The sequence below is a fragment of the Nocardia sp. NPDC056064 genome (genome assembly GCF_042266925.1).
Lineage (GTDB): Bacteria > Actinomycetota > Actinomycetes > Mycobacteriales > Mycobacteriaceae > Nocardia.
Genome location: NZ_JBHJWO010000001.1, coordinates 2,406,145 through 2,424,708, shown reverse-complemented (window position 1 = coordinate 2,424,708; position 18,564 = coordinate 2,406,145). Strand labels below are relative to the sequence as shown.

12 protein-coding genes are annotated in these 18,564 nt (G+C 72.4%); 8 read left to right on the top strand and 4 right to left on the bottom strand.

Annotated features, from left to right (window positions below; genetic code table 11):
• Window positions 1-9 precede the first annotated feature (9 nt).
• From ACFC06_RS11080 to ACFC06_RS11065, 4 genes are read left to right on the top strand one after another with little or no spacing between them, the layout of a single operon-like run.
• Entirely contained in the window at window positions 10-1,587 is a 1,578-nt protein-coding gene (locus ACFC06_RS11080) for an ABC transporter substrate-binding protein (protein WP_375929604.1), read from the top strand.
• Window positions 1,584-2,543, top strand: a complete 960-nt coding sequence (locus tag ACFC06_RS11075) for an ABC transporter permease (RefSeq protein WP_375929603.1) — start codon at window positions 1,584-1,586, stop codon at window positions 2,541-2,543. The genes ACFC06_RS11080 and ACFC06_RS11075 overlap by 4 nt, the downstream gene beginning before the upstream one ends.
• A complete protein-coding gene (locus ACFC06_RS11070; RefSeq protein WP_375929602.1) occupies window positions 2,540-3,400 on the top strand; it encodes an ABC transporter permease in 861 nt (286 codons plus the stop codon). The genes ACFC06_RS11075 and ACFC06_RS11070 overlap by 4 nt, the downstream gene beginning before the upstream one ends.
• Window positions 3,397-5,409 (top strand): dipeptide ABC transporter ATP-binding protein, encoded by a 2,013-nt coding sequence (locus ACFC06_RS11065; RefSeq protein WP_375929601.1) that lies wholly within the window; start codon window positions 3,397-3,399, stop codon window positions 5,407-5,409. Before ACFC06_RS11070 ends, ACFC06_RS11065 begins: the two co-directional genes overlap by 4 nt.
• A gap of 50 nt (window positions 5,410-5,459) precedes the next feature.
• Here ACFC06_RS11065 and ACFC06_RS11060 read toward each other — a convergent pair whose 3' ends face one another.
• The 4 genes from ACFC06_RS11060 to ACFC06_RS11045 all read right to left on the bottom strand — a co-directional run bounded on the left by ACFC06_RS11060 (window position 5,460) and on the right by ACFC06_RS11045 (window position 8,836).
• Window positions 5,460-5,615 (bottom strand): hypothetical protein, encoded by a 156-nt coding sequence (locus tag ACFC06_RS11060; RefSeq protein WP_375929600.1) that lies wholly within the window; start codon window positions 5,613-5,615, stop codon window positions 5,460-5,462.
• Between the two features lie 184 nt (window positions 5,616-5,799).
• Window positions 5,800-7,545, bottom strand: a complete 1,746-nt coding sequence (locus ACFC06_RS11055; RefSeq protein WP_375929599.1) for an NTP transferase domain-containing protein — start codon at window positions 7,543-7,545, stop codon at window positions 5,800-5,802.
• Between the two features lie 204 nt (window positions 7,546-7,749).
• Entirely contained in the window at window positions 7,750-8,040 is a 291-nt protein-coding gene (locus ACFC06_RS11050) for an MGMT family protein (RefSeq protein WP_278263453.1), read from the bottom strand.
• A gap of 4 nt (window positions 8,041-8,044) precedes the next feature.
• Window positions 8,045-8,836, bottom strand: coding sequence for an alpha/beta fold hydrolase (locus ACFC06_RS11045; RefSeq protein ID WP_375929598.1), 792 nt, complete (start codon window positions 8,834-8,836; stop codon window positions 8,045-8,047).
• Between the two features lie 115 nt (window positions 8,837-8,951).
• On the opposite strand from ACFC06_RS11045, the gene ACFC06_RS11040 reads away from it, so the two are divergent.
• The 4 genes from ACFC06_RS11040 (at window position 8,952) to nudC (ending at window position 18,430) form a co-directional block, all read left to right on the top strand.
• Complete coding sequence (locus ACFC06_RS11040; RefSeq protein WP_375929597.1) at window positions 8,952-12,632, top strand: ATP-dependent helicase; 3,681 nt, start codon at window positions 8,952-8,954, stop codon at window positions 12,630-12,632.
• Window positions 12,629-16,279, top strand: a complete 3,651-nt coding sequence (locus ACFC06_RS11035; protein WP_375929596.1) for an ATP-dependent helicase — start codon at window positions 12,629-12,631, stop codon at window positions 16,277-16,279. Before ACFC06_RS11040 ends, ACFC06_RS11035 begins: the two co-directional genes overlap by 4 nt.
• 181 nt (window positions 16,280-16,460) lie before the next feature.
• Complete coding sequence (locus ACFC06_RS11030; RefSeq protein ID WP_375929595.1) at window positions 16,461-17,516, top strand: potassium channel family protein; 1,056 nt, start codon at window positions 16,461-16,463, stop codon at window positions 17,514-17,516.
• A gap of 23 nt (window positions 17,517-17,539) precedes the next feature.
• Window positions 17,540-18,430, top strand: coding sequence for an NAD(+) diphosphatase (gene nudC, locus ACFC06_RS11025; RefSeq protein ID WP_375929594.1), 891 nt, complete (start codon window positions 17,540-17,542; stop codon window positions 18,428-18,430).
• Window positions 18,431-18,564: the final 134 nt, after the last annotated feature.

The window sequence follows — 18,564 nt, the reverse complement described above, 5'->3', positions numbered from 1 at the left end:
ATCCTCACGATGAGCTCTACCCCCGGCGGCTTCGACCGCCGTAACTTCCTGCGCGCCGGCGGGATCGCCGCCGCCGCCATCTTCGGTGGCGCGGCGCTGGCGGCGTGCACCTCGGCCGTCCAGGAACAGAAGGCAGGCGGTGACGACGCCACCCCCGTGCGCGGTGGCACGCTGAAGGTGGGCATCCGCGACGACCTCGCCCCGGCGAACCTGCTCACCAACACCGGCGCCACCCCGGTGCTGATCGGCCTGGTCTACGAATCGCTCATCCGCTACCGCAACGACACGCTGGAACCGCAACCGCTGCTGGCGAAGTCGTGGCAGCTCGCCGCCGACGGCCGCTCGCTGAGCCTGGACCTGCGCGACGACGTCACCTTCCACTCCGGGCGCCAGTTCACCGCCAAGGACGTGGAGTTCTCGATCCGCACCTATGCCGACGCCAAGTGGTCGGCGCAGCTGCGCAGCAGCGCCGCGGCGGTCACCGGCTTCGACATCGTCTCGCCGACCCGGATCACGTTGCAGTTCGCGCACCCGCTCAGCAATGTCTACGACCTGCTCGACACCGTGCCCATCCTCGACAGCGAGAGCATCGACCAGCTCGGCAGCGGCGAGAAGTACATCGGCACCGGTCCGTTCAAATACGTGCAGCGAATCCCGAACTCGCAGATCGTCTTCGAGAAGAACCCCACCTACCGGGTGCCCGACCGGCCGTACCTGGACCGGGTGGAGGTCTCGATCATCGCCGACCCCCAGGCCCTGCTCAATGCACTCAAGTCCGGCCAGATCTCGCTGGCCAGGGAGCTCAACTATCGCGACACCGAGAACCTGGCCAAGTCCGGTGGGTACAAGGTGCACGATCTCGAGGGTGCCGAATTGCAGGCGTATGTGGGCGTGAACGTCACCGAGCCCGCGCTGGCCGATGTGCGCATCCGCCAGGCCATCGCCTTCGCGCTGGACCGTGAACGCATCATCGCCGAGGTGTTCCGCGGCTCGGGCTACCCGCTCAATGTGCCGTGGCCGAAGAACTCGCCCGCCTACGACGAGTCGCGCAACACCCGCTACAGCCGCGATGTCGGCAAGGCGGAAGAGCTTGTCACGCAGGTGGGTAAGCCGCCGGTGCTGCCGCTGACCTTCGCCCCCGGCTACGACGAACTCGCCCAGATCGTGCAGGCCAACCTGGCCGAGGCTGGCATCGAGGTCACCCTCGATCCGGTCGACGGCGCCACCTTCGTCAAGCAGCTCACCGGCCAGCAGTTCCGCGGCCTGTGGGTCACCGACCACTCGTGGGCGCAGTTCGTGCCCTCGACGCTGACGGTGAGCGCCTACCCGTTCAACGCCCGGCGCAATGCCTCCCGTTACGACTCGCCCGCCTACACCGCGGCCGCCGACGCGGCCTGGAAGCTGCCGCAGGGCACCGGGCCCGAGGCCGTGCGCGCCTTCCACGCCGTCAGCGACCAGCTGCTCGAGGGCCTGTTCCTGATCGAGATCGGGGTGCGCTACCAGCAGTTCGCCGGGTCGAACAAGGTGCACGGATTCGGCTGGACCAAGCGCAGGGAAACCCTGCTCACCGACACCTTCCTGTCATGACGCGCTATGTGCTGCGCCGGTTGCCCTCGGCGCTGCTGGTGCTGTTCGGCGCCTCGGTGCTGATCTTCCTGGTACTGCGCCTGGTGCCCGGCGATCCGGCCACCATCCTCGCGGGCAACGACGCGACCCCGGAATCGATCGCCGCCATCCGCCACCAGCTGGGGCTGGACCGGTCGATTCCGGTGCAGTACCTGAGCTGGCTGGGCGATCTGTTCACCCTCGATCTGGGCCGCTCCTACATCATCGGCGGGCAGATCACCGATCTGGTCGGCCGCGGCCTGACCAACACCCTCGTGCTCACGGTGAGCGCGCTGGTGCTGGCGGTGGTGGTGAGCCTGGTCGTCTCGCTGGCCTCGGTGCTGTGGCCGAGCAAGTGGCTCAACAGTGTTGTCGCCGCGGCCAATACGGTCGCGGTGGCACTGCCGACCTTCGTGGTGGGCCCGCTGCTGGTGCTGGTGTTCGCGGTGGCGATTCCGGTGCTGCCCGCCGGTGGGGTGCCGCCGGACGGGTTCATCGCCCGCCCCGATATCGCCGTGCAGTACCTGCTGCTGCCCGCCATCTGCCTGGCGCTGCCGGTGGCGGCCGCGCTGACCCGCTTCCTCACCGAATCGCTGCGCACCGAACTCGGCAAACAGTATGTGCTGACGGCCCGTTCGCTCGGTGTCACGCACCGCGAGATCGTCACCAGGGGCGCGCTGCGCAACGCGCTGCCGACCATGCTCACCGTGCTCGGCCTGCAGACCGGGCAGCTGCTGGGCGGGGCCGTGCTGGTGGAGGCGGCCTTCGTCTGGCCCGGCATCGGGCAGCTCATCGAGCAGGGCATCAGCCGCCGCGACTATCCGGTGATGCAGGTGCTGTTGCTGCTGTCGGTGGCGGTGTTCGTCACCATCCAGCTGCTCACCGATATCGCCCACGCCTGGCTCGACCCGCGCGTCCGGATCGGAGGAAAGGCATGACCGCGACGAAAACCGCTCCGGCGCCGGTGGATTCGCCGCGCCGTGCGGGGCTGTCCGCCGCCCTGACCAAGGGCCAGGGGCTGGCCGGAGTGCTGCTGATCGCGGTGATCGCCCTGCTGGGTGTCTTCGCCGGACTGCTCACCTCCTACGACCCGCTCACCCAGATCCCCGGCGCCAACCTGCTCGGCCCCGGCGCCGAACACTGGCTCGGCACCGACCATCTGAACCGCGACGTGGCCGCCCGGGTCCTCGCCGGCATCCGCATCGACCTGCTGATCGTGCTGATCGCGGTGCCGATCGGCGCGGTGATCGGCTCGGTGGTCGGGCTGCTCGCCACGGTGAACCCGTGGGCCGATGTGGCCGTGCAGCGGGCCTTCGACCTGATCCTGGCCTTCCCCGCGCTCATCTTCGCCATCGCGCTGGCCGCGATCACCGGGCCCGGCTGGCACGCGGTGGTGATCGTCATCGTGGCCACCGAGATCCCGCTGTTCGGCCGCCAGATCCGCACCGCCGTCCTCGCGGTGCGCGAGCAGCCCTTCGTCGAAGCCTCCGAGGTGATCGGCGCCGACACCTGGTGGACACTGCGCAAGCACGTGCTGCCCAATGTGCTCGAGCCGCTCGGGGTGCAGTTCGCGCTGTCGCTGTCGATGGCGGTGTTCATCGAGGGCGCGATGAGTTTCATCGGCATCGGGGTGCGGCCGCCGCAGCCCTCGCTCGGCGCGCTCATCGGCGAATCGATCGCCAATCTCGACGCCAACCCGTGGATGGCGATCGGGCCGCTGACCGTGGTGGCCGGGCTGACGCTCGGCTTCCTGTTGATCGCCCAGGCCCTGGGCCGGGCAAGGAGAACAGCATGAGCACCGCGCCGCAACCGGTACTCGACATCGATGAACTGTCCGTGCTCTTCGGCACGCGCACCGTGGTCGACGGGGTGAGCCTGCGGGTCCACCGGGGCGAAGTGGTCGCGCTGGTCGGCGAGTCCGGATCGGGCAAGTCCCTCACCGCACGGTCGGTACTGGGCCTGCTGCCCGAGACCGCGCACGCGACGGGCTCGGTCCGGCTGGACGGCACCGAGGTCGTCGGGGCCACCGAATCGGCGCTGCGCGAGCTGCGCGGCACCGCGGCGGCCATGGTGTTCCAGGAACCGCAGACCGCGCTGAACCCGGTGCAGAAGATCGGCACCCAGCTCGCGCAGGCCCTGCGCGCGCACGGCGTCACCGACAAGGCGGCCGCCAGGGCCCGCGCGATCGAGCTGCTCGCCGCCGTCGACCTGCCCGAACCCGAACAGCGCCTGGACTGGTACCCGCATCAGCTCTCGGGCGGCCAGAAGCAGCGCGTGGTCATCGCCCTGGCCCTGTCCGGCGACCCGGCCCTGCTCATCGCCGACGAACCGACCACGGCCCTGGACGTGACGGTCCAGGCCGAGATCCTCGACCTGCTGCGCACCCTGCAACGCGAACGCGGCACCGCCACACTGTTCATCACCCACAACCTCGGTGTGGTCGCCGAGATCGCCGACCGGGTGGTGGTGATGAACGCGGGTCGCGTGGTCGAGGAGCAGACGGTGTTCGGCCTGTTCGCCGCGCCGGGCGAGGAGTACACACGCACCCTGCTCGCCGCGGTGCCACGATTGCCCGCGGTGACGGTGCGGGGTGGTGTGCGTGCGGTCGATTCCGTGCCGTCGGCCGAGGCCGAGACGATCGGTGACTCGGGTGAGTCTGTGGAATCGGAGGGTACAGAGCACGGCGAGAGTGCCGGCGTGGCCGGCGATGACGTGCCGGTGGGTGGCCGGGTGGCCGCGCAGAGCGCGGGGCCGACCGACGGTGCCGCGGTCGCCGATGGCGAGGTGGACAACGATCGCCCGGCAGCCGAGTCGGATCGTGCGGTAGCACCGGCGGATTCGGCAGATGATGGGCCGTCGGGCGAGCCCGGCGCGGTGGAACCCGGGGTTCGCGGTTTGCTGCGGCGGGTGGTGTTGCGAGGGCCCGCGGTGGTGGCCGAGAAGGGTGGCGGCACCGGGGAGCGCGAGTACGCGGATGTGCTGCGGATCGACGAGCTGTCGGTGGTGTATCCGGGCAGTCACGGTGGCGCGGAATTCCCGGCGCTACAGGATGTCTCGCTGAATCTCGGGCCGCGCGAAGTGCTCGGGCTGGTGGGTGAGTCCGGGTCGGGGAAGTCGACGCTCGGACGCACGGCGCTCGGGCTGGTGCCCGCGACCTCGGGAACGGTGACCCTGCAAGGGGTTTCGCTGGCGGGGTTGTCACCGAGGGAGCTGCGGGGGTTGCGCAAGCACGTCGCGCTGGTGCATCAGGATGTGAGCGCCTCGCTCGATCCGCGCCGCAGTGTCGAGGACGCGATCGGGGAGCCGCTGCGGGTGCACCGGGTGGCCTCGGGCGCGCTGCTGCGCTCGCGGGTCGGAGACCTGCTCGAATCAGTCCGGCTGCCACGGGATTACGCGCAGCGGCGGCCCGGCGAGCTGTCCGGTGGGCAGCGTCAGCGGGTGGCGCTCGCGCGGGCGCTGGCCCTGGCGCCGCGGCTGCTGGTGGCCGACGAGCCGACCAGTGCCCTCGATGTCTCCGTGCAGGCGCAGGTGCTCGACCTGTTCGCCGACCTACGCGCCGAATACGGCTTCGCGAGCTTGTTCATCAGCCACGATCTGGCGGTTGTGCATCAGGTCGCCGACCGGGTTGTGGTGCTGCGGCAGGGCCGGATCGTCGAAACCGGCGAGGTGCGCGCCGTGTTCGCCGCACCGGCTCAGGAGTACACCCGCCGCCTGCTCGACGCGGTGCCGGTGCCCGATCCGGCGACGGCTCGGCGGGGGCGGGACGAATCCGCGGCGAGCGCGCGGACGCGGGTCGGGGCCTGACGTGGACGAGCCGCCGGAAACAGTTCCGGCGGCTCGTCGACACACGGATATCAGAGATGGCCGGGGCGGCGCGGTTCACGCCGTTCGTCCTGGCCGGCTCGCGTGCCGCCCTGCATGTTCTCGCCCTGCTCCTGCCGCTGTTGCTGCTGCTGGCGCGGCATCTGCTTGGGCATCTTCTTAGGCGTCTTCTTCGACTTGTCAGCCATTCTCCACACGGTCCTTTCCGAGGGATGAGTAATTCGCCTAATGCACGTCCGACGCGGTCCGTCTTCGTGGTGCAGGGCGGGCTACGCCTGACTGGATCCACGATAGGCATCGATACGGTGCAGGGGAACAGCTGACGGCAAAATAGGGTCTCTACCTGCGCGAAAGCGGCGTGTCCACGGTTGCTCAGCAGGGGAGCGGGAGGAATTCGACGCGGTCGCCGTCGGCGGCGTCGGGTCCGACGAGCACCAGGCCGTCGTAGTCGATCAGCCCGGCCAGATGCGCGGTGCGCACATTCGCCTCGCCGAGCCAGCCGCCCTCCGGGGCGTAGCGGGCGGGAGTGATGCGCTGGACCGGGCCCGCGATGGCCGCGGCATTGTGCAGCGGGCCGACGACGGTGCGCGGCAGCGGTGCCCCGGTGCGCCCGGCCACGATCGCGGGCGTCAGCGCGAGCAACACGGCGACCGCGGCGAACGGGTTGCCTGGCAGGCCGAGAACCGTTGGTCCCGTGGGAAGTTCGGTGACGATCGTCGAACCACCAGGGCGCAGTGCGAGTCTCGGCACGAGGACGTGGGCGTCGGCGCGGGCGAGCGCGGTGCGCAGCTGGTCGGCGGCGCCGCCACCGGTCGCGCCGACCACCACCAGCAGATCGAAACCCTCGGTGGCGGTGAGCATCTCGTCGAAGCCGTGTTCGGTGTCGCGCAGGTGCACGCGGTCGAGTACGCGCACGCCGAGTCCGGCGAGCAGGTCGGGCAGGACCGGGCCGATCGAGTCACGGGTCTGCCCGGACTGCAGGGGGCCGGTCGCGCGGATCTCGTCACCGGTCATCACGATGCGCGCCCGCACCGGGCCGCGGACCTCGGCGGTGGTGACCTCCACCGAGGCGGCCGCCGAGCGCAGGGCCGCGCTGACCCGGGTGCCCGCGGGGGCGACCACGTCGCCCGGTAGCTGGTCCTCGCCGCGCCGGCGGATGTCGCCGCGGACGGGGGTATCGGGGCGGCGGGCGAGGTGATCGCCGGTGATCATGGCGAATTCGTCGCGCAGTACCGAGGTGGTGCCGTCGGGGACGTGCGCGCCGGTGGCGATGCGCACCGCCTCACCCGCGCCCAGTCCGGCCGGGCGGGCCCCGCCGGCGAAGCCGATGTCGCGGCGCAGGACCCACGGGCCGTCCCCGGCGACGGCGTAGCCGTCCATCGCCGACACGTCGAAGCGGGGCAGCGCGCCCGCCGCGATCAGCGGGGCCGCCAAGGTGGCGCCGGGGACCTCGCCGAGGGCGGCCTCGTAGGCGACCAGCGGGGTCGACTCGGCCGCGAGCACGGCTCTGGCCTCGGTGAGATCGAGGCGGGTGGTCGCGCGTTCGGCGGCCAGGCGGGCGCGGGCGCGGCGGACCTCGTCCTCGGTGTCGCAGTCGCCGGTGTCGGGGAGATCGACCAGCAGGGGGTCGGTGGGGACGATGGCCTTCATCGGCTGGTTCACCGGGGAATCGAGCGCCGCCACGGCGGCGGCCAGGGCGCTGCGGCGCCACACGCCGACCAGGTATTGCGGGCGGCCCGCGGCGTCGATGGCGAAGACGGCGTCGGCGCTCGATCCGGCGGCGTGGCGCAACAATTCGTCGACGGTGTCGGCGGTGAGGAAGGGCATGTCGGCGGCGAGGACCACGACCCACGGCGCGCCCTCGCGCGGCAGTGCGGCCAGCCCGCTCGCGATCGCGGCCACCGGCCCCGACCCGGGCGGAGCTTCGCGCACCTGGGCGATGGTGCTCGCCAGCTCCGGGCGATGCGGCCCGACCACGACGACCGCGCCGCACTTGCCCACCGCGTCCAGCGCCACCGCCAGCATCGAGCGCCCGCCCACCACGATGGCGGGCTTGTCCACCCCGCCCATCCGGCTGGCCCGCCCACCGGCGAGCACGATCGCCTCGGCGGCGGTCATCGGCGGAGACGGAATCGCAGGATCAGCACGTCTTCGATGCTAATCGCGTCCGGCCCCGATACCCCGCCGCGCACCCCACCCCGCGCGGCGACGCCCGCCACCGCCTCGGTCCGCGACGGTTGTGGCCTGGTTGATTCAGGCTGCGGGTATCGCGGCGCGGAGTTCCGGGCTGCTGCGACGGCCGTCGTCAGGTTGAGTGGGGGCTCACAGCCGGGCCGTACGCAGATCGACACGGCCGTCGGTGATGGGGACGCCCTCTTCGGCGAGGAGGCGCAGCTGGCGGGTGGCCAGGTGGGCGGCGGGGCGGCCGGAGGCGCCGAGGACGCGGTGCCAGGGGAGGTCGGCGGAGTCGGTGCGCATGATCCAGCCGACGGTGCGCGCCGAGGACAGGCCCGCGGCGGCGGCGATGTCGCCGTAGGTGGCGACCCGGCCGGGCGGGATCGCGGCGACCAACGCACGGACGCGTTCGACCTGCTCCTCGGTGGTGGCGGCCATCGCGTCAGAGCACCGCGGCGATGAGGGCGGCGGTCTCGGCGGGGCGGGCCTGGGCGACCATGTGGTCGCAGTCCCAGTCGTAGGCGGTGAGCTCCGCACCCAGGTGCGTGGCCAGCGCCGTGCGGAACTCGGCGCTCACATACGGCGGACTCACCTTGGCCGCGCGCACCAGCACGGTCGGCAGATCGGCGGGCGGGAGGACGGCCGGGCGCGCGAGCTGCCCCCAGTAGGAGGTGATGGCGGGCTGGAACATCCGCCAGCCCACCCGGCCGCCGGTCGTGGGCACCAGGTGCTCGGCCAGTTCGCGTTCCAGGATCGCCGGGTCGACCTCCTCGGGGCCCCAGGCGCTGACGTGTTTGTCGGAGCGGGCCTCGGCGACATCGGTGTAGTCGGGGGAGGCGAGGTTGGCGGCGGCGATCTGCTCGATCAGCTTCGCGTCGATGCCCTGCGCCGGGTCGAGCAGCACGAGCGCGCGCACCAGCTCGGGGTGCTGCCGGGCCAGCCGGATGCCCGCCGCGCCGCCGAAGGAGTGCCCGACGACCACCACGGGCTCGGTGGTCTCGGCGCGCAGCAGCTCGGCCAGATCGTCGACGATCGTCTCGAAATCCCATGGCGGCAGCGAGGTGGAACGGCCGTGTCCGCGCAGGTCGGGGGCGAGCACACGAGCCTGCGGCAGATGCTCGGTGGCGAGGTTCTCCCAGCGGTTGCCGTGCCCGGTCAGACCGTGCAGGGCGAGGACGACGGGACCGTCGGCGGGGCCGAACCGGTGCACATGAAGCGAGGACACGACTGCCATTCTGGCCGGTCGCGCACCGGGGCGCAGCGTGTCCCCCGCGTGGGGTGGCGGTGGCGTGTCGGAGGGGTCTGTTGCAATAGCCGATGTGGTGCGATCGGATAGCTCGGTGCGACTTGTGCGCCGAACGACACGGGCGCCCCGGCCGCGGGCCTGGGGCGCCGCTGTCCGCGCGCTGTTCGACGAACAGGCCCAGCCCGCCCCCGCCCGACCCGGGTGGTCGCCCTGGCAGGTGCTCGGCGGTCCGGGCACCGGCAAGACGGCGCTGCTGGTCGACCTGGTCACCGCCCGCGTCCGCGCGGGCGCCGACGCCGAATCGGTGCTGGTGCTCACCCACACCAAGCACGCGGCCGCGGCCCTGCGCGACGCGATCACCACCCAGCTCGGTCCGCACGCGGGCGGCATCCCCGGCGCCAGCCGCGAACCGATGGTGCGCACCCTGCACTCCTATGCCTTCTCGGTGCTGCGCCGCCACGCCGACCTGCACGGCAATCCGCCGCCGCGTCTGCTCACCGGCGCCGAACAGGACGCGGTGCTGCGCGAGATGCTGCGCGGCGACCTCGCCGACATCGAAGCGGGCGCCACCGGGCTGTGGCCGCCGCGGCTACAGCCCGCGCTCACCCTGGGCGGCTTCGCCGAACAACTGCGCGACCTCATGCTCCGGGCCACCGAACGCGGCCTCGGCCCCGAGGACCTGATGGACCTGGGCCGCGAGCACGACAACGACGCCTGGATCGCCGCGGGCCGGTTCTTCGAGCGCTACGAACAGGCCTCCATGCTGCGCTGGTCGGTCGGCGTCACCGCGCCGGAGGCCACCGCGCCTGCCCTGGACGCCGCCGAACTCGTCGGCGCCGCCCTCGACGCGCTCGCCGGGGACCGCAATCTGCTCGCCGCCGAACGCGACCGCATCCGCTACCTGCTCGTCGACGACGCCCAGCACCTGGACCCGCAGGCCGCCCAGCTGGTGCGCGCGATCGGCACCGGCCCGGCGAGCACCGTCGTCACCGGCGACCCCGACCAGAGCGTGTTCACCTTCCGCGGCGCCGACCCGGCCTTCCTCACCGACCTCGCGACCACCCCGCAACGCCGGATCGTCCTGCGCCACAACCACCGCAGCGGCGACCCGATCCGCCTGACCACCGCCCGCATCGCCGCCCGGCTGCCGGGCAGCGCGCGTCACCGGGTGCTGCCGGGTCAGCGGACCGAGACACCCGATACGGCCGAACCCGCTGTCACCGAGCCGGATTCGGGTGAACTTCCGATCGGTCTGTTCGGCGAGGACGATGCGGACGACCTCGCCCCGTCCATGGCGCCCGAGGCGAGTGTGCGGGTGCGGGTGCTGGGGACCGCGGCGAAGGAGGCGGCGCTGATCGCCGATCATCTGCGGCGCGCGCATCTGACCGACGGGGTGCCGTGGTCGGAGATGGCGGTGATCGTGCGGTCGGTGCCGTTGTCGCTGGCGCCGTTGCGGCGGGCGCTGCTGGCGGCGGGGGTGCCGGTGCGCAGGCCCGCGGTGGCCGAACCACTGGCCCGGCGACGCGGTGCGGCGTGGATGGTGCTGGCGCTGCGGGTGCTGCTGGCCGGTGACCCGTCGCGGCCCGGTTCGCGTCGCGCGATCGACGCGATGTTCTCGCCCGAGGACGCCATGGACCTGCTGTCGGGCCCGCTCGGCGGCGCCGACCAGATCGCGCTGCGCCGGTTGCGTCGCGGGGTGCGCCGCGGCGTGCTCGACCTCGAACGCGCCGGGCTCACCACCACCGATCCCGACGCCGACGACACCGAACAGTTCCTGCTGTGGGACGAAACACCCCCGCCCCCACCGGAACTGCCCGATCCCGACCCGCTGGACGACGACTGGCTCCCGCCCGAACCCGACCCGGACGACCCGCTGCGCCCCGATCCCGAACCCGCCTGGGACAGCGCCGAGGACCTCCCCGACGACATCGATCTCCTCGACACCGAAACCCCGCCCACCGCACCGCCGCCGGTCGCGGGCCCACCCCGGCCCGAACCGGAGCCACCGGCGGTGCCGCTCATCGACCAGTCCTCGGCGGAGATCCTGCGCGACCTGATCGTCGGGATCGGCGAGGAACGTCTGCTCGACCGGCTCACCGAGGTGGAGGCCGCTCCCTTGCAGCGGGTCCTGCGCGCGGTGCGCAAGGCGGAGGAAACCCGGTCGAGGGGACAGGGACTCGAAGACGTGCTGTGGACCCTGTGGACGAGTTCACGGCTGGAACGGCGCTGGTTCCGCCAGTCGCGGCGCGGCGGCGCTGCCGGTATGCAGGCCGACCGTGATCTCGACGCGGCCGTCGAATTGTTCGACGCGGCAGCGGGTTACGTCGACCGGCTGCCGCGCGCGAGCATCGAGGGATTCGTCGAATACCTGCTGCACCAGCAGATTCCGCAGCAGGGCAGGCCGCTCGCCGCCGAGGGCGAGGCCGTGTCGCTGCTCAGCGCGCACGCGGCGGCGGGCCGCGAGTGGGACGTGGTGGCGGTGGCCGCGGTGCAGGAAGGCATCTGGCCCAACCCCCGCGCGCGCGGCACCCTGCTGCACACCGAGGACCTCGTCGACCTGGTCGCCGGGGTGGACCCGGGCGCCACCACCAGCCGGGCCGCGCCGATCCTCGCCGAGGAACGGCGCCTGCTGCTGGTGGCGTGCAGCCGCGCCCGCCGCTCCCTGCTGGTGACCGCGGTCGAATCGGCGGCGGGCGACCAGGATCTGGTGCCCTCGCGCTTCCTCACCGAACTGCTCGGCGACGACGACACCGGCGAACCCGGCGCACTGCCGGTCGCCGATCCCGGCCGCGCCCTGGTGATGCACGCGCTGGTCGCCGAATTACGCGGCGTGGTCTGCGATCCCGGCGCCGATCCGGACCGTCGCGCCCGCGCGGCCCACCAACTGGCCCGCCTCGCCGACGCGGGGGTGCCCGGCACCGATCCCGACGACTGGTACGGCACCGCCGAACTCAGCTCCCGGCGCGAACTCTGGGACGACGACGATTCCCCCATCGGCCTGTCGCCGTCCACGGTGGAACTGCTGCGCACCTGCCCGCTGCGCTGGGCACTGGAACGTCACGGCGGTACCGACGGCGACAACCCGCACGCCCTCAAGGGCAATCTCGTGCACACCCTGGTGCAGGCGCTGGCCGGTGACGTGCCGGAGGCGCAGGTCCGCGCCGCGCTGGATCAGGCGTGGAAGGCCGTCGACCCGGCCACCGGCTGGCATTCCCGCCAGGAGCTGCGCCGCACCGAGGCCATGCTGGAGACCTTCCTCGCCTGGGTGCGGAGCACGCGCGGCGAACTCACCCAGGCCGGCGTGGAGGTACCGGTGGACTGCGTGCTGCCCGCGCGCGCCGAGGGCGAACGCGCGGTGCGCATCCGTGGACGCATCGACCGGCTGGAGCGGGACGCGCAGGGGCGCTTCGTGATCGTCGACGTGAAGACCGGCAAGACGCCGGTCAGCGCCAAGGACGTGGCCGAGCACGCGCAGCTGGCCACCTATCAGGTCGCCGCCGCTGAGGGCGCGCTGGACGAGGACGAGGACGCCGCCGCGGGCGAGCCCGGCGGCGCCCGGCTGGTCTATGTCGCCAAGCGCAACACCAGGACCGGGGCCACCGAACGCGAACAGACCGCCCTCGACAGCGAGGGTCTGGACAAGTGGCGCACCACGATTCACGACGCCGCCGACGCGACCCGAGGGCCGGAGTATCTGGCGGTGCGCAACGACGGGTGCAGGCACTGTCCGGTCGCGGGCAGCTGCCCGGTGCAGGACACCGGACGGCAGGTGACCGACGAGTGAGCGGCGTGCGCGTCACCCCGCAGCGGCTGGCCGACGCGCTCGGTCTGCCCCCGCCCACCGACGAGCAGGCGGCCGTCATCGCGGCACCGCCCGGCCCGACGCTGGTGGTGGCCGGGGCGGGCGCGGGCAAGACCGAGACCATGGCCGCGCGCGTGGTGTGGATGGTGGCCAACCAGCTCGTCGCCCCCGACGAGGTGCTCGGGCTCACCTTCACCCGCAAGGCCGCCCAGCAGCTGACCGCCCGCATCCGCACCCGGCTGGCCCGGCTGGCGGGCGCGCCGCTGCTGCGCGAGATCGACCCGAGCGGTGCGCTGCGCACGGTGATCGCCGGGGCCGAACCCGAGATCAGCACCTATCACTCCTACGCGGGCAGGCTGCTCACCGCGCACGGGCTGCTGCTGCCGGTGGAGCCCTCGGCCGCACTGCTCACCCAGACCCAGCTCTGGCAGCTCGCGCACGAGGTGGTGCGCTCCTGGGACGGCGATCTCGACACCGACCGCACGCCGGTCTCGGTGACCGAGGCGGTGCTGGCGCTGGCCGGTCAGCTCGCCGAGCACCTGGTGGAACCCCAACAGCTCGCCGAGGCGCACGCCGAACTCGAGAAGCTGGTCTTCACGCTGCCACCGGGCCCGCGCCAGCGCGGTGGGCCGAAGAAGGAACTCCAGGACATCGTCACCGCCCAGCGCGAACGCGTGGCGCTGCTCCCGCTCGTCGGCCAGCTGGACGAGGCCCTCAACCGTCGCGGCGCCCTGGATTTCGGTTCCCAGATGTCGCTGGCCGCGCGCCTGGCCGTCGACCATCCCGAGGTCGCCGCCGCCGAACGCGCCCGCTTCCGGCTGGTCCTGCTCGACGAATACCAGGACACCGGGCACGCCCAGCGCGTGCTGCTCTCGGCCCTGTTCGGCGACGCCGACGCCGCTCAGCCCCACCACACCGCGCCGCCCACCCGCCGCCGCGCCGCCGCTCCCACTCCGCCGCCGGAGAACGACACTCTCTGGTCGATGGACGAGCCGGGCTCACCGCGGACAGCCGGTGGCGGTGCCTCCGACGATCGGGACGAGGACGGCCGCGACGGACACCCCAGCGGCGGTGCCGCCAGGCGTGATCCCTCGGGGGCCGGTGCCACTGCGCGTCCGGCGGACGACCACGGTCCGGGCGCCCAGGTGTACGGACGGTCACTGGCGGTGACCGCCGTGGGTGACCCGATGCAGTCCATCTACGGCTGGCGCGGCGCCTCGGCGGCCAACCTGCCGCGATTCGCGACCGATTTTCCTGTCGCACCGGATGTTCCGGCACCGGTGCTGCCGCTGCTGACGAGCTGGCGCAATCCGCCCGAGGCGCTGGCACTGGCGAATCTGGTGGCCGATCCGCTGCGGGTGCGGGCGCGCGCGGCCGGGGGAGCCACGGTGGACGCGTTGCGGGCCAAGCCCGCGGCGGAGGCGGGCACGGTCGAGTTCGCCGTCACCGAAACGATCGCGCAGGAACGGGACTGGGTCGCGGCCCGGATCGCGCGCGAGTGGGCGCTGGCGCGGGAGGCCGAGGCCGAGCCGCCCACCTCGGCGGTGCTGATCCGGCGCAATGCCGATGCCGCGCCGCTCGCGGAAGCGTTGCGCGAGCAGGGATTACCGGTGGAGATCGTCGGGCTCGGTGGGCTGCTGGCCACGCCGGAGGTCGCCGATATCGTCGCCACCCTGCGGTTGATCGCCGAACCGGGGACGGGCAGCGCGGCGGTGCGGATCCTGACCGGTGCGCGCTGGCGGATCGGCGTGGCGGACCTGGCGGCGCTGGCGCGCAGGGCGCGCATGCTCTCGATCGGCAGCCTGTCCGGTGACACCGCCACCGCCATCACCGATGCCGCGGGCCTCGCGTCGGCCCTGCGCGAGGTCGCGCCGGAACCCACCGAACAGGCCGGTCTCGCCGACGCGATCGCCGATCCCGGTGCGCCGGACCAGTATTCCGCCGCCGGATACACGCGCATTCTCGCACTGAGCGAAGAACTCGCGGCCCTGCGCGAACGCAGCGGTCAGCCGCTGGTCGAGCTGGTCGCCGATGTCGAACGCACCATCGGTGTCGGTGTCGAGACCCAGACCCGGCGGGCCATCGCCGGTGGCGGCGCGGGCCGCGAGCACCTCGACGCCTTCGCCGATGTGGTGGCGGGCTACGCGGCCGACACCAGGGCCTCGCTGAGCGGGCTGCTCGCCTTCTTCACCGCCGCCGAATCCGTCGAGAACGGTTTGGAGCCGGGCGAAGTGGAGGTCGCGCGCGATCGGGTGCAGATCCTCACCGTGCACGCGGCCAAAGGTCTGGAATGGGAGGTCGTCGCCGTCCCGCACGTGAGCAGCTCGGTGTTCCCGTCGAGCACCGCCCTGAGCACCTGGCTGGGCACGCTCGCCGAACTACCGACCACCCTGCGCGGCGACCGCGCCCAGCCCGACGCCGCCGAGGGCGTGCCCGTTCTCGACCTCACCGGGCTCGCCGATCGCGCCGAACTCGAGCGTGCCATCGTCGCCCACAAATCCGCGCTCAAGGCCCGCAGGCTCGACGAGGAACGCCGCCTGTTCTATGTCGCGCTCACCAGAACCGAACGGGTCCTGCTGGTTTCGGCCTATCACTGGCCCGAGACCGGCAGCTCCCCGCGCGGCCCGTCGGAATTCCTGCTCGAACTGAAGCAGGCCGTCGAGGACCCCGGCAGCCCGGCCTTCGGCGCGGCCACCGTCGCCCGCTGGGACGACCCACCCGCCCCCGACGCGGTCAACCCCTTCGCCGACAACCCGCCGACCGCCCAGTGGCCGCGCGATCCCCTCGGCAGTCGCCGCGACCCCGTCGAGCAGGGCGCCGCCCTGGTCCGCACCGCCCTCGACCGGCTGCGGGACACACCCGCCGAGCCCGCGCCCGAGGACGCCGACGACCCGGACGGCTGGGCCACCGACGTCGACGCGCTGCTGGCGGAATTCACCGCCGCCGAACTCGCCGACCAGCAGGTGGAACTGCCCGGCCAGCTCCCCGCCACGGCGCTGGTCGAGTTGCGCGCCGACCCCACCCGTCTCGCCGCGCGCCTGCGCCGCCCCCTGCCGTACCCGCCGAACCCGATGGCCCGGCGCGGCACCGCCTTCCACGCCTGGGTGCAGCAGTGGTTCGGCACCGACCAGCTGCTGGGCTCCGGCGAACTGCCCGGCGCCGCCGACGGTGCCGCCGAACTCGGGCGCGCCGACCAGGAATTGGCCGCCATGCAGGCCGCCTTCCGGCGCTCACCCTGGGCACACCGGAACCCCGTCGACGTCGAGGTCCCCTTCGAGACCAGCATCGCCGGGACCGTCATCCGCGGCCGGATGGACGCCGTGTTCGCCGAATCCGGCGGCCGCTGGATCGTGGTCGACTGGAAGACCGGCGCCGAACCCGGCCCTGCCGACGAACCCGCCGTCGCCGTCCAGCTCGCCGTCTACCGCCTCGCCTGGGCCCGCCTCATGGCCGCGCGCACCGGCGAGACCGAGGCGACGATGCTCGAACGCGTCGGCGCCGCCTTCCATTACGTGCGCACCGGCCGAACCATCGCCCCGGCGAACCTGGCGGGCCCGGCGGAGCTGGCCCGCCTGATCCACGACGCCGCGCCGGAAAAGATCGACACCGATCGTCGCGAAGGACCATGAACCGATACGCTTGCGACGCAGACCGGTCGTGAACTGGTCGGCCTCTTCCGGGTTCTCGGCCGCCTCGATTCTGGACTGACGGAGCGAAGGAGCGAAGCGACTGAGCGGAGGAGGGAAGAATCGAGGCCCCCAGGGCCGAGAACCCCGCGGCACCAGCCGCCAAAAAACACAGGAGCGCTGGATGTTCGGTGACACGCGCACCCCGGTCGGGTTGGGCAGCAGTCCCGACTACGCGCTGGTGGGGCTGCTGCGGATTCCCGCCACCCAGAGCAGTCCCTGGATCTCGCTGACCCGCCGCGTCCTGTTCGCCGTCCTGTTGCTGTTCACCGCGGCGACCGTGGTGTATGTCGGCCGCGACGGCTATCACGACAACAGCGGCGACGAGCTGTCGTTCCTCGACGCCATGTACTACGCCACCGTCTCGCTGTCGACCACCGGTTACGGCGATATCGCCCCGGTCACCCCGTCGGCGCGCCTGGTGAACACGATCGTCATCACCCCCCTGCGCATCCTGTTCCTGATCGTGCTGGTCGGCACCACTCTCAGCGTGCTCACCGAACGGTCGCGGCAGGCGTTCAAGATTCAGCGATGGAGGCACACCGTGCGCAACCACACCGTCGTCGTCGGTTACGGCACCAAGGGACGCACCGCGATCGACGCGATGGTCGCCGACGGGGTCCAGTTGTCCGACATCGTCGTCGTCGACACCGACGCGGTCGCGTTGGAGGCCGCAGCCGGGGTCGGGCTGGTCACCGTGCACGGGTCGGCGACCAAGTCCGATGTGCTGCGGCTGACCGGCGTGCAGCGCGCGTCGGCGGTGGTGGTGGCCACCAACCGCGACGACACCGCCGTGCTGGTGACGCTCACCGCGCGCGAACTGAACAAGACCGCCAAGATCTCGGTCGCGATCCGCGAGGCGGAGAACACCCATCTGGTGCGGCAGTCGGGCGCCGATTCGGTGGTTGTGTCCTCGGAGACCGCGGGCAGGCTGCTCGGCATCTCGACCACCACGCCGACCGTGGTGGAGATGATGGAGGACCTGCTCACGCCCGAGCAGGGTTTCGCCGTGGCCGAACGCGAGGTGGAGCCGCAGGAGGTCGGTGGTTCGCCGCGGCACCTGAGCGACATCGTGCTGGGTGTGGTGCGTGGCGGCGAGCTGATCCGGGTGGGCGACGCCCAGGTCGACGCGCTCGAGACCGGCGACAAGTTGCTCTACATCCGGCACACCGGTAAATAGCCGCAGCGGTTAGGCTCGACAGTGTGTCGTTCCGGCTGAAAGACGTTCCGCTGCTGTCGCGTTCCACCATCGATCGGGCCGAGCACGTCCGGCTCGACCCGGACGCGTTGCGCGAGGGGTGGGGCAAGGCGAGGGTGTTGCGTGTCGACGCGCGCGGGAAGGTGCGGGTCGAGGGCTCCGGGGTGGTGCTCGACGCGGCGCTCACGGTGGCCGCGGAGCCGGGCGCCGGCGCGGTGTTCCTCGGGGTCGCCGAGGGCGCGCACCTGTGGGCGGTGCGGGAGCCCGAGCTCGACGGCACCCTGAAGGATCTGCGGGCGCTGGGCAGCGTCGACGATTTCACCGCCGACCTGCTGGCCACCGCCTACGCCCTGTTGAACTGGCACGACCGTGCCGGATTCCACGGCGGCGACGGGACCACCACCGTCGCGGCGCGCGGCGGCTGGTCGCGGCTCACCGAGACCGGCGAGGAAGAGTTCCCGCGCATCGACCCCGCCGTGATCTGCCTGGTCCACGACGGTGCCGACCGGGTCCTGCTGGCCCGCCAGCACACCTGGCCCGCGACCATGTTCTCGCTGCTGGCGGGCTTCGTCGAAGCCGGCGAGTCGCTCGAGCACTGCGTGGAACGCGAGGTGCGCGAAGAAGTCGGCGTCGACTTGCGCGAGATCGAATACCTCGGCAGTCAGCCGTGGCCGTTCCCGCGCTCGCTCATGGTCGGATTCGCCGCCGTCGGCGACCCCGCCCAGGAACTGGTGTTCTCCGACGGCGAGATCGCCGAGGCGCACTGGTTCACCCGCGACGAAGTCCGCGCGGCCCTGCGACTCGGCGACTGGTCGGCCCGTGCGACCGACGCCCGCCTGCTGGTACCCGGATCCATCTCGATCGCCCGCACGATCATCGAATCCTGGGCTGAGTAGATGGCGGCTGGTGCCGCGGGTTCGCGGCCCCCGGGAGGCCCGGGGGGGGGGGGGGCGCCGGGTGTGCATTGTGGCCGAACCCCCACCGCCCCACCCCCCCCGCGCCGCCCGCGAACGGCCCCACACGCGGGGCG